Below are 12,380 nucleotides of genomic sequence, written 5' to 3' on the forward strand. Positions count from 1 at the left end.
AATCGGAGAAAATATTATGCGTCACTCTATTTACCTACAATTGGCCACTTTGCTATTGAAAGCAGACCTTAAACGCGAAGAAAAGCAATGGCAGCGCACCATACGCCGAACTGCTCATGATATTCCATGGACGAATGTTCATCTATTGAGAGATATTGGTTTAGATCGCGATGGTCGTTCTACACGTGCCAATGTTCCGGATGCAGTAAAAGTTGAACGTCGAGTTCGTCACCTTCGTCGAGTCTTAACGTCGCGAATAATGACGTAATCGTTAGCGTGTTGGGCTGACTGAGTTGCTAACGAGTCATTCAACACGCTTAACTTTTTATATGAAGTATGACTTCATTGGATAAACAGCTGATCTTGAAGATCAGCTGTTTTCGTTTGAAGGTGGTACTGTTAAGGGCAAGGATTCGAGTAAGTTGTACCTATTGCTTGAATTTCAGTAAGTAGTTCGTCGCTAAGTTGCAAATCAATACTGTCGATATTGGCTTTTAATTGGTCTAGGTTTGTTGCTCCGATAATGTTAGAAGCAACAAATGGACGCTGATTGACAAACGCGAGCGCCATTTGTGCAGGGTTTAGACCATGCTCTTGAGCTAAATTGACGTAAGCTTCGGTCGCTTTAACACCTTGCGGAGTGAAGTAGCGCGCAAAACGCTCCCACTTAGTGCATCGAGCGCCTTCAGGTTTTGCCCCGTTTAGGTATTTACCACTCAGGCAGCCAAATGCCAAAGGAGAGTAGGCAAGTAACTGAACGCCTTCGTAATGGCTGATTTCAGACAAGCCAACTTCGAAGCTGCGGTTCAATAAGTTATATGGGTTTTGAATGGAGACAATTCTTGGCAAATCGTGTTTTTCTGCCAAACGCAATAGCGACATCACACCCCACGGCGTCTCGTTGGATACGCCGATATAGCGCACTTTACCTGCATTCACTAATTCAGTAAGCGCTTCCAACGTTTCAATTAACGTGACTTCTTCTTGTTTGTCAGGGTATGGGTAGTTGAGTTGACCAAAGCAGTTGGTTTGACGCTGCGGCCAATGTAGTTGGTACAAATCGACATAATCGGTTTGTAGACGATTAAGGCTGTCATCAATTGCTGTATGGATGTGGCGACGATTAAGGCTCATGTTGTCTCTAATGTGAGGAACATTGCGAGGGCCTGCCACTTTTGTTGCCAGTACTACTTTCTCTCTTTTGCCGCTTTTTGCTAACCAATTACCGATGTATTGCTCGGTGAGCCCTTGTGTTTCCGAGTTTGGCGGTACAGGGTACATCTCTGCGGTATCGATGAAGTTCACCCCATGATCGAGGGCAAAGTCGAGCTGTTCAAAGGCGTCCTTTTCTGTGTTTTGCTCGCCAAACGTCATAGTGCCGAGGCAGATTTTACTGATCTCAAGTGATGAGTGCGGTAGTTTTGTGTATTGCATATCACGTCCTTGAAGAGTTACCGACTAAATAAGTGACTCCAATATAGGGGATTTTTAGCCGCAATCGCAAATGATTTACGTATAAAGGGAGAGCAAACTCGAAAGCTACAGTTAGCCTAACTACACTTAAATAATCGTGTGAAGGAGGTATGTTATGCAGAAGCATCAATTGGACATGTGGCTACATGGTCCACATAAAGATACTTATAAAACTCCCAAAGTATTTGTGATTGGGTGTTCTGATGTCTCTGACTATCTTTTAGCTGTGGAGTACAAGCATCAACTTGAGCCGATTAAAGACGGTGAAGACCCGATACATTTTGGCTCTCTAGACTTAGTAAAAGAAGAATTATTGAGGCTAGGGGTCGATAAAGCGTATTTAAGGCTGCGTAATGCGTATGACGAATGTGGCACTGAAGAGGCAGCCTCGTACTGCGATATTGAGTTATCGCTCGTGACGCACTAAATAGCTGATATAGTTTTATTCTGGTTGAGTGTTAATGTAGTGCTTGAGTAAGATCTGTTCAGTAAACTGTGTTCTAAGGTAAAAGCCTCGGGGCAGAGTTTTCATCGGCTTACCATTTGAGTTATATGCTTCGGTGAGCGCTTTTGCATTTGCGGCTTTAGGGCGAAGATGCAGCGCTTCTCCGTGTCTGGCGGAAATTTGATCAAATCTTCCCAAGACGATCATCTCCATTAACTCTTCCCAGTCATTTCGCAAAATCCGTTCTTCTTCTTCATCTGGTGACCAAATGAGTGGACTGCCCACACGTCTTTCAGCGAGTGGGATTTCTCGTTCTCCTTCTACGGGTACCCAAAGCACACGAGATAGCTTGTTTCGAACATGACTTGTTTCCCATGTAAGACCATGAACACCAGTGAGGGGGGCCACAGAAACAAAGGTTGTTTCTAAAGGTTTGCCAGAGTAACTGATCGGAATACTTTTCAACTCGATCCCTAGTTTTGCGAAATCTTGTTGAGGTTTACTGCCAGCTGGAGCGCCCAAGTGCCATTCGAGTAATTGACCCACCCAACCTTTATCACGTTTTAAGTTTTCAGGAACAATCATATTCGCCTCGGCGGCCAACTCAGCAAAACTGAGTCCTGCCATATCATGCGCTCGTTCCAATAGCTCTGCTTCTGTTTGTGGTTCTGGTTTCATAGTTACAAGGTGGTATTACAAAAAATATAGTTTATCAAACTCCGACCAAATCTACTGTTTAAGATTTCACCGAGGCGGTGTAAGAACGATCAATTCATAACTTATCCACAGGTGGAGGAGGTATTGATAAGATCCTGACGAGGTCTGTATGAATAAACAGGGGTTAAAATGCATTTTTGGGGTTGATTTTGTTGTAATCATCTAAACGAATAGCAGGTAAGTGTGGATAAATAGCCTGTTGGTGGATCTTTGACCGATCTGAGTTTGGTGAAAAGATCATCAAGAAATTGAAGATCGAATTATCGTTGTTTTTAAAAATAAATACTTTTTTATCAATGCTTTATGTTTATTTTTTTGTTTATTCATTTGTTTTTCATTTGATGGGATTGAACTGAATTACTCATTTGAATTGAATTCTTCACAAAGTTATTCACAGAAAAGGTGAATAAATGTGGGCAATGTCTCACTCTTGTGTTGATAAGGTATGGTTTGATTAAAAGATATCCAAAAATGCTGAAAAGGTAATAAATCTTGCTCATATCACATCAGTAAGTTTGCTAGTAATGGGGATATGTGGAAAAATCACGGTAATAAAAAATTTATTCATAGAGGTTAGCCAGTGATAGATGGCGATGGTTACCGACTTAATGTTGGTATTGTGATATGTAATAACCATGGTCAGGTCTTCTGGGCTAAACGATACGGGCAACACTCATGGCAATTTCCACAAGGTGGGATTGACGAAGGTGAAACCCCTGAACAAGCCATGTTCAGGGAGTTATACGAAGAAGTCGGTTTAACGAAAAAAGACGTTAAGATCATTGCAACAAGTCGTCATTGGTTAAGATATAAGCTACCAAAGCGATTGGTGCGTTGGGACTCCAAGCCTGTTTGTATCGGCCAAAAACAGAAATGGTTTCTGCTGAGATTAGAATGCGATGAGTCTCGCATTAATATGCAACGCGGAAAATCCCCTGAATTTGATGGTTGGCGCTGGGTAAGTTACTGGTATCCAGTTAGGCAAGTTGTTTCTTTCAAGCGAGATGTTTATCGACGAGCGATGAAAGAATTTGCATCCTTAGCCATGCCTTTTCGAGAGAGAAAAGCGAAAGGGAAAAGAAAAAAGCAACGTAGAGGATAATCATGCTCAGTCAGCTAAGGGAAATAGTTGAGAAAGTCTCCAGGGTCGATGATGTGCATCTGGCACTCGATATATTGGTGAAAGAGACTTGTGCTGCCCTTAGTACTGAGTGCTGTACTATCTATCTTGCTAATGAAGAAATGCAGCGCCTTGAGTTAATGGCAACTCAAGGCCTTATTTTTGAAGGTGATAGTATTCATATCAACTTCAATGAAGGCTTGGTTGGGTTGGTAAAACGAAGCGCTGAACCCCTTAACCTTGCCGAAGCCTCAAAACACCCCGAGTTCAAATTCTTTCCTCAACTCGGCGAACAGATTTACCACTCTTTTTTAGCTACTCCAATCATTCATCGTAAACAAGTTTTAGGTGTGTTGGTGATCCAACAAAAAACGCCGCGCTTGTTTAGTGAAATGGAAGAATCGTTTCTTGTTACCTTATCCGCTCAGTTAGCGGTGCTCATTGCACATGCGCAGAATCTTGGGCATTGGCAGTTAGCATCTAAACCCACGGTATTAAAAGGTTTGCCTGCGTCTACTGGTGTCGCGATTGGAGAGTTTTGGTTCGACAATACCCAGCCGAGTTTATCGGATATTTTCCCTTCGTCCACGTTAGATAAGGAACGCGAGCACGAGACACTACTGGTGGCCATAGAGCGAGCGTTAAATGACTTTCGCCGCATGCGGAAAAAACTGGACAGTGAAATCAACAAAGATGCGCTGGCGATCTTCGATCTGTTTACTCACTTACTGAATGATCCGATGCTTCGCGGTGATTTGAAGAAGCAGATTGAAAAAGGAGACAGGGCAGACTGGGCGTTACGCCAAGTTGTAGAGTCATACTCGAATCGATTTGCAAGAATGTCGGATGTATACATGCGTGAAAGAGCGCAAGATATCCGAGAGTTAGGGCAAAGGCTGCTCTATTTTCTGCACAACAGTGAGCAAGAAAATTCTGCAATTGATCGTCCCATTATTTTGGTGGCGAACGAACTCACTGCCACCTTGCTCGCTTCTGTACCTAAAGAGTTTTTGTTAGCCGTCGTATCATTAGAGGGAGGCGCAAACTCTCACGCTGCCATTTTATCTCGAGCTCTTGGGGTCCCTGCAGTCATGGGCGCCAACATTAATCCGGATGTGGTGAATGGCAAACGCGGGATAGTCGACGGCTATACGGGTGAGATCTTCTTAGAGCCAAACCGCCAGTTGTTGCGAGAGTATCGCAGCTTAGTAAGCGAAGAGTCTGAACTGTTTGCCATGGTAAACAAGGACCTCGCACTCCCTGCGGTTACGCAAGATAATCACCATATCGAAATTATGCTGAATGCGGGACTCAGTGCAGACAGTAATATTGCCATCAACACAGGTGTTGATGGTGTTGGGTTGTACCGAACTGAGATTGCATTTTTACTTCAGCATCACTTTCCTTCGGAAGATGAACAGTATCATCAATACCAAGCAATACTTAACAGCTATCCGAATCAACGAGTAGTGATGCGTACTTTGGATATTGGTGGTGACAAACCTTTGCCGTATTTGCCCATCGAAGAAGATAATCCGTTTCTAGGCTGGCGTGGCATTCGTTTTACATTGGATCATCCAGACATTTTCTTGATCCAGCTGCGTGCAATGTTAAGAGCGAGTGCAGAAAGCGGAAACTTAAGTATCTTATTGCCAATGGTGTCAGGGGTAAAAGAGCTAGACGATGCCATTAGCTTGATTAATCAAGCTCACAGCGAAGCCGTTTTGCTTGATGATAGAATTCAATTCCCACAAATTGGGGTCATGATTGAAGTACCATCGATGGTGTATCTGTTGCCAACGATCGCTCACCGTGTTGATTTTGTTTCTGTCGGGACAAACGATTTAACTCAGTATTTATTAGCGGTAGATAGGAACAATTCGCGCGTAGCGGATGTCTATGAATCTATGCATCCTGCGGTACTGTTAGCGCTTAAGCAAATCCATGAGGTGTGTGATAAATATCAGGTGCCCGTGTGTATTTGTGGTGAGCTAGCGGGTGATCCATTTGGCGCTCTTCTCTTACTTGGGTTAGGGTATACCAGTTTGAGTATGAACACCTCCAATGTGGCTAAGGTGAAATATTTGATTCGTCATAGCCAACAAGAAGAATTAGAAAAATTAGCGGAGCAAGCAATGACAAAGTCCTATGGGGAGGACATTCATCAAATGATGCATGACTTCTTCATTCAACAGGGCTTTGCGGGCTTTATCCGTGCAGGTAAAAAGTAGGAAATCGTGACCGTCTCTTTATTTTTGTTATTGTTGGCGCTAGGCGCTTTTGTGGGTGTGATGGCGGGGTTACTCGGTATCGGTGGTGGTTTGATTGTTGTTCCTGCCTTGTTGTATTTGCTTCCTCTTGCTGGGATCTCTCCAGAAATGAGTATGCACATGGCCTTAGCCACTTCGTTAGCGAGTATTATTGTCACGTCTGGCTCATCGGCGATGAATCACCTTAAGCTCGGCAATGTCGATATGTTTGTCGTAAAATGGTTGATGCCTGGTGTGGTCATTGGTGGCTTTGTTGGTGCCAATATTGCTGAGTGGATCCCTACACACTATTTGCCGAAAGTGTTTGGTGTCATTGTTCTTTGCCTGTCAGTACAAATGTTTCGTTCCATTAAAGTTACGAGCAGTAAACCTATGCCGAGCAGCCCTGTGACTGTAGTTTACGGCACGGGAATTGGTGTCGTATCAAGCCTTGCTGGTATTGGTGGTGGCTCACTGTCGGTACCATTTTTAAATAAACATGGGATAGAGATGCGTAAAGCGGTGGGCTCATCCTCCGTTTGTGGTTGCGTGATTGCTATTTCTGGTATGATCGGCTTCATCTTACATGGCTATAAAGTGGAAGGCTTACCTTCATACAGTATTGGCTATGTTTATCTTCCCGCTTTATTAGCGATTGCTATGGCCTCGATGCTCACAACAAAAGTGGGTGCGAAGCTCGCAACTAACCTTCCAACTGCGGTATTAAAAAAGATATTCGCGGTGTTCTTAATGTTTGTTGCAGCGACCATGCTGCTCTAAGTTTGTACCCAAGTCATTCTCGCTGAACCAAGCATCTAGAGGTTACTTGGGTATATTTATTTTGTTGTGATAAGAAGAGAATGATTTATGTCTCAGGGATATATTGAATTTCCCAATATTGATCCGGTTTTAATCTCTATTGGTCCTGTTTCGGTTCGTTGGTACGGTTTGATGTACCTTGTGGGCTTTATGTTTGCTCTATGGTTAGCGAACCGACGTGCGGATAAGCCTGGAAGTGGTTGGACACGAGAGCAGGTTTCTGATTTGTTGTTCGCAGGCTTCCTTGGCGTGGTGATTGGTGGCCGTGTAGGCTACGTGCTTTTCTACAATTTTGAGCTCTTCCTGGCTGACCCTTTGTATCTATTTAAAGTGTGGACCGGTGGTATGTCTTTCCACGGGGGCTTACTGGGTGTGATTACTGCGATGTTCTGGTATGCACACAAAAACGGGCGAACTTTCTTCGGTGTTGCTGACTTTATCGCGCCGCTTGTGCCATTTGGTTTGGGTATGGGGCGTTTAGGTAACTTCATGAACAGCGAGTTGTGGGGCCGAGTAACGGATGTGCCTTGGGCGATCGTTTTCCCAAATGGCGGTCCACTGCCACGTCATCCATCACAGCTTTATGAAATGGCGCTTGAAGGTATCGTACTTTTCTTCATCTTGAATTGGTTCATCAAGAAACCTCGTCCTCTAGGTTCTGTTTCAGGGCTATTTTTAGCTGGATATGGTACATTCCGCTTCTTAGTTGAGTACGTGCGCGAACCAGACGCTCATTTGGGTTTATTCGGTGGCTTTATTTCCATGGGACAGATTTTATCCCTGCCAATGGTGGTTATCGGTGTCCTCATGATGGTTTGGGCATACAAACGTGGTCATTACAAAGACGAATTACCACAAAAGACGAAGTAAGGTATTGGTGTGAAACAGTATTTAGATTTGTGTCAACGCATCGTTGACCAAGGTGTTTGGGTTGAAAATGAGCGTACAGGCAAGCGCTGCCTGACCGTAATCAACGCGGATTTAACCTACGATGTTGCGAACAATCAATTTCCGTTGGTCACCACACGTAAAAGTTTTTGGAAAGCGGCCGTTGCAGAGCTATTAGGGTATATTCGTGGTTACGATAATGCGGAAGATTTTCGTAAGCTGGGCACGAAAACCTGGGATGCCAATGCCAACCTAAATGATGCCTGGTTGAATAACCCATACCGTAAAGGTGAAGACGACATGGGCCGTGTCTATGGGGTTCAAGGGCGCGCCTGGGCGAAACCTGATGGTGGTCATGTTGACCAGCTACGTAAGATAGTGGATGACTTAACGCGTGGTGTTGATGACCGCGGTGAAATCTTGAACTTCTACAACCCGGGTGAGTTCCACATGGGGTGCTTGCGTCCTTGTATGTACAGTCACCATTTTTCATTGCTGGATGATACGCTTTACCTGAATAGTACTCAGCGTTCGTGTGATGTACCGCTTGGCTTAAACTTCAATATGGTTCAAGTTTACGTGTTCTTGGCGATTATGGCGCAAATTACGGGCAAGAAACCTGGTCAGGCATTTCATAAGATTGTGAATGCTCACATTTATGAAGACCAGCTTGAACTGATGCGCGATGTTCAGTTGAAGCGTGAGCCATTAAAAGCGCCGACGTTCCATATCAACCCAGAGATTAAATCTCTAGAAGATTTGGAAACATGGGTCACACTGGATGACTTTTGGGTTGAAGGGTACGAGCATCACGATCCTATTCGTTACCCATTCTCAGTGTAACGAGTATCGTTCTTCAAGATATAGAAAAAGCTCCGAATGGAGCTTTTTTCTTTTTTGTACTTAGAAGGTATTATTTTAGTGCACTGACAATATAACGGTGAATTGGGTTGGTCTGCATCGGTTTGGACAGTGCCGGGCTAATAAACTTAGGTTGAGTGAATATTTCTTTACTCACTAATGAACGGATAAGCTCAAAGTACTTCAGCTCTGTTTTCCCGCACAACAATAGTGAAAAGTCATCGCCCAATCTATCATAGGCATTGAGCACCTCTCGGAATCCTCTAAGATACAAGTAATCCTTCGTTAAACCTCCACCTCGATAGACTCGGGCAGTCGTTGTAAATGCTTGAAGATCAGAAGCTTTATACTGTTCTTTTAATAGCATGAACGTATGGCGGAAATCGCGATCCTTGATCATCGACTCTACTGCCAGAACTCGTAAGGCTAAGGTTCTTAGGCGCTTGATACTGAAATGTCCTGACAGATACTCACATAATATAGCCAGCCCTTCTTGAGTGTTGGTATTGGCAGGACAACCTAAGCTCAGGACTTTTAGCGGTTGTTGACGACCGTTAAGCGTAGTCAGGAGATGTACTCCCATTTCATGATGTGCAAGAGCCTCCAGCTCATCAGTGGTGATGTACGCCGCGTGGTTAATTTTGACTCGAGACCCTGAAACTAGTGCGTTTGCTAACATCCCGTCCAACACCTGTATTTCACATTCATACCCATTGCGTTGAGCAAAATTTTGCATGAAACGTGCTATTGCACGGCTATCGTGCTGAGGTTCTTTTTCTTCTTCTGTAGGAAGGTGCAATATGAAATGGGCGTTGGCAATATCTTTGGCGCTCGGTTCCCCATAATAGCGTAAGGAGTTATAAAGAAACTCTTGCGTGCCGATGGTATTCACTTGATCCAGTTTATCTGCATAAGACTGAATTACATCCGCGTATAGCCTCTGCAGTTGGGTGTCTTGAATGTTTTCTAGAGGTAGCTCATATAGGCGTCGCTTTGCGCTGTGGGTATCTACGTTAGTAATTGAATATTGAAAATTAGGCTCTTGAGAATATTTGTTTTTAATGAAACGTTCTCTTTCTTGAGCATAATTAAGAGGATTCACGCTACTGAGGATATCAATATCAGCAACCAGTTGGGTTAGGTTTTCGTCTATTGCGAGTAGCTGATCAGAAATAGCGTCATTAAGCTGCGTCATGTTGTCGACTCCAAATGAGATAGCTCAGCATAAGCATGCTGATGTGGCTCAAATTATCACCGGACAATCGATTTGAACAGTTTAATTATCATAAAAAAGGCTCCACGATGTGGAGCCTAAACAATAAGCGATGGTATGTCGTTGTTGTTACGTTGTTAGGGCTAGAATCGCACCTGGTAGAATAACGAATACTGACATTAGGTAGCCACCAACAACAGCTTTATTCTTAATAGCCATTTCAGAAATCATCTCAGCGCCTTTAACCGGAATCTCACGTAGGAATGGAATTCCAAAGATAAACAGCGTCGCCATGATGTTAAATACTAAGTGGACTAGAGCGATTTGAAGTGCGAATACTGCGAACTCTCCAGATACCGCTGTCGCTGCTAGTAGTGCCGTAATACAAGTACCAATGTTAGCACCCAGAGTGAAAGGGTAGATATCTCGTACTTTCAACACGCCAGTACCAACCAACGGAACCATTAAACTTGTCGTGGTTGAGGAAGATTGTACTAGAACGGTCACGATTGAGCCTGATACGATGCCGTGAATAGGACCACGACCGATGGCGTTTTTCAAAATTTCACGTGCGCGACCAACCATTAGGCTCTTCATTAATTTACCCATCACTGTGATTGCAACGAAGATAGTCGCAATACCCAAAGCAATAAGCATGACGCCGCCAACAGTATCACCGAAGGTAGAAAGTGGCTCTTTAATTGCGCCTACGACTGGCTTTGTAATTGGTTTAATAAAGTTGAAGCCTTTAATGCTCATATCACCAGTAGCAAGCAGTGGAGAAACAAGCCAGTGAGAAACTTTCTCTAAAATGCCGAACATCATTTCCAACGGAAGGAAAATAGCGACAGCAAGCAAGTTGAAGAAGTCGTGAATGGTTGCACTTGCAAATGCACGTTTGAACTCTTCTTTACAGCGCACGTGGCCAAGAGATACAAGCGTATTGGTCACTGTGGTACCAATGTTAGCACCCATCACCATAGGGATAGCGGTTTCTACAGGTAAGCCACCTGCAACCAAGCCTACAATAATAGACGTTACAGTACTTGAAGACTGAATTAAGGCTGTTGCCACCAAGCCGATCATTAGACCTGCAACTGGGTGTGCGGCAAATTCAAATAGCACCTTAGCTTGATCGCCAGTTGCCCATTTAAAGCCACTACCAACCATAGATACTGCTAGAAGAAGCAGATATAACATGAATGCCAAGTTAGCCCAGCGTAACCAACGAGCTGTGCTCGAAATTGGTGCCACTGTTGAAGTAGCTTGGTTCATCATAATTTTCTCCGTTGACCTTTCAGTTCATTTTTCGGTCTGTAGTTGAATCTGCGGGCGATGTTAGAGAACAAATATTTCAGTAATATTACAGATTTCTTGCTGTGAGAGATTTTTATTGTTCTTTTTGATAATGGCGTAAAAGAAGAAGAAAATTAATTTTTAACTTGTTGATTTTAGTGGTTAAATTTTGGTTTCGTTTTGTTTGGTTTTTGCGTTTTTTTTGTAGAGAAAATGCGCCTCAGTTCAACTTTTATGACAGTATTGACTTTATACTTTCGGTAAAACTTATGCTTTTGTAAGGTATTGTATGGTTTTGTCGAGTTTATTGTTTGTCTCTGTCACATTTGGTATAAAAAGTATCACTTTCTTTTCGGGACTCGATCATGTCACATCTAAACTACAACCATCTCTATTATTTCTGGATGGTGTGCAAACAGGGCTCTGTAACTAAGGCGGCTGACGCGCTCTTCCTGACACCGCAAACCGTGACAGGACAGATTAAAGCGCTTGAAGAGCGCATGAAAGGAAAGTTAACCAAGCGCAATGGTCGTACAGTTGAGCCCACTGAGTTAGGTCAGCTTGTGTTTAAGTACGCCGACCGGATGTTCGGTTTGAGCTATGAGATGTTAGATATCGTCAATTACAGCCAGCACTCGAACATTCTATTTGAAGTTGGTGTAGCCGATGCATTATCTAAACGCTTGGTCAGTAAAGTACTGATGACGACCGTCCCGGAAGATAACAGTATTCATTTACGCTGTTATGAATCGACCCACGAACTGCTACTTGAACGCCTTTCTCAGCACAAGCTAGATATGATCCTTTCGGATTGTCCCGTTGATTCTACTCAAAGTCCTGGCCTTTATAGCAAAAAGTTGGGTGAAAGTAGCATGAGCTTTTTTGCTTCTTCTGAAATTGAAAATGTGCGATTCCCTGAGATCTTGGAACAAAAAAAACTTCTGATTCCCGCGAGCCGAACGGCTATGGGGCGTAAAGTTATTCAATGGTTTGATCGTCAAGGCCTTCAACCCAATGTGCTAGGGGAGTTTGATGATGTTGCGTTGATGAAAGCTTTTGCTCGGTACCACGATGATGTGATTTTCTTGGCACCGACCGTATACATGTCGGAGATTGAAGACGACCGAAATTTACAGCTAATTGGCCATGTCGATGGGCTAAAAGAAGAGTACTACGTGATTTTTGCGGAACGAATGATCCAACACCCCGCGGTAAAAAATGTTTGTGATGCTGATTTCAGTCAAATGTTTGAGTAAACCCGTATCGTTGCGTAAATAAATAGATTACTATCAATAAAAA

At 43.5% G+C, this 12,380-nt stretch carries 12 protein-coding genes; 8 read left to right on the forward strand and 4 right to left on the reverse strand.

Annotation, left to right across the window (positions count from 1 at the left end; genetic code table 11):
• Positions 1–16 precede the first annotated feature (16 nt).
• Positions 17–268, forward strand: coding sequence for a hypothetical protein (locus R8N49_RS12125; protein WP_005381776.1), 252 nt, complete (start codon positions 17–19; stop codon positions 266–268).
• A 131-nt stretch (positions 269–399) separates the two neighbouring features.
• Here R8N49_RS12125 and R8N49_RS12130 read toward each other — a convergent pair whose 3' ends face one another.
• Positions 400–1,434 (reverse strand): NADP(H)-dependent aldo-keto reductase, encoded by a 1,035-nt coding sequence (locus R8N49_RS12130; protein WP_005381774.1) that lies wholly within the window; start codon positions 1,432–1,434, stop codon positions 400–402.
• A gap of 154 nt (positions 1,435–1,588) precedes the next feature.
• Between R8N49_RS12130 and R8N49_RS12135 the strand changes: the two genes are divergently transcribed.
• Positions 1,589–1,900, forward strand: a complete 312-nt coding sequence (locus tag R8N49_RS12135; protein WP_005381772.1) for a DUF6482 family protein — start codon at positions 1,589–1,591, stop codon at positions 1,898–1,900.
• Between the two features lie 15 nt (positions 1,901–1,915).
• On the opposite strand, the gene mutH is transcribed toward R8N49_RS12135, so the two are convergent.
• The gene (gene mutH, locus R8N49_RS12140) at positions 1,916–2,596 is read right to left on the reverse strand and encodes a DNA mismatch repair endonuclease MutH (RefSeq protein ID WP_017821501.1); all 681 of its coding nucleotides are present in this window, start codon (positions 2,594–2,596) and stop codon (positions 1,916–1,918) included.
• Between the two features lie 619 nt (positions 2,597–3,215).
• On the opposite strand from mutH, the gene rppH reads away from it, so the two are divergent.
• From rppH to R8N49_RS12165, 5 genes are all read left to right on the forward strand, one after another.
• A complete protein-coding gene (gene rppH, locus R8N49_RS12145) occupies positions 3,216–3,737 on the forward strand; it encodes an RNA pyrophosphohydrolase (protein ID WP_005381953.1) in 522 nt (173 codons plus the stop codon).
• 2 nt (positions 3,738–3,739) lie between these two features.
• Entirely contained in the window at positions 3,740–5,986 is a 2,247-nt protein-coding gene (gene ptsP, locus R8N49_RS12150; RefSeq protein WP_262635413.1) for a phosphoenolpyruvate--protein phosphotransferase, read from the forward strand.
• Between the two features lie 6 nt (positions 5,987–5,992).
• A complete protein-coding gene (locus R8N49_RS12155; protein ID WP_005385965.1) occupies positions 5,993–6,784 on the forward strand; it encodes a sulfite exporter TauE/SafE family protein in 792 nt (263 codons plus the stop codon).
• Between the two features lie 87 nt (positions 6,785–6,871).
• Positions 6,872–7,693, forward strand: a complete 822-nt coding sequence (gene lgt, locus R8N49_RS12160) for a prolipoprotein diacylglyceryl transferase (RefSeq protein ID WP_005381948.1) — start codon at positions 6,872–6,874, stop codon at positions 7,691–7,693.
• Positions 7,694–7,702: 9 nt separating this feature from the next.
• A complete protein-coding gene (locus R8N49_RS12165; protein ID WP_005381947.1) occupies positions 7,703–8,554 on the forward strand; it encodes a thymidylate synthase in 852 nt (283 codons plus the stop codon).
• Between the two features lie 70 nt (positions 8,555–8,624).
• On the opposite strand, the gene R8N49_RS12170 is transcribed toward R8N49_RS12165, so the two are convergent.
• Both R8N49_RS12170 and R8N49_RS12175 read right to left on the reverse strand, forming a co-directional pair.
• The gene (locus R8N49_RS12170; protein WP_047102047.1) at positions 8,625–9,767 is read right to left on the reverse strand and encodes a flavohemoglobin expression-modulating QEGLA motif protein; all 1,143 of its coding nucleotides are present in this window, start codon (positions 9,765–9,767) and stop codon (positions 8,625–8,627) included.
• Positions 9,768–9,914: 147 nt separating this feature from the next.
• Complete coding sequence (locus tag R8N49_RS12175; RefSeq protein WP_025768431.1) at positions 9,915–11,060, reverse strand: Na/Pi symporter; 1,146 nt, start codon at positions 11,058–11,060, stop codon at positions 9,915–9,917.
• A gap of 386 nt (positions 11,061–11,446) precedes the next feature.
• On the opposite strand from R8N49_RS12175, the gene nhaR reads away from it, so the two are divergent.
• Positions 11,447–12,337, forward strand: a complete 891-nt coding sequence (gene nhaR, locus R8N49_RS12180; RefSeq protein WP_005381942.1) for a transcriptional activator NhaR — start codon at positions 11,447–11,449, stop codon at positions 12,335–12,337.
• Positions 12,338–12,380: the final 43 nt, after the last annotated feature.

The organism is Vibrio sp. 1978, from assembly GCF_033344345.1.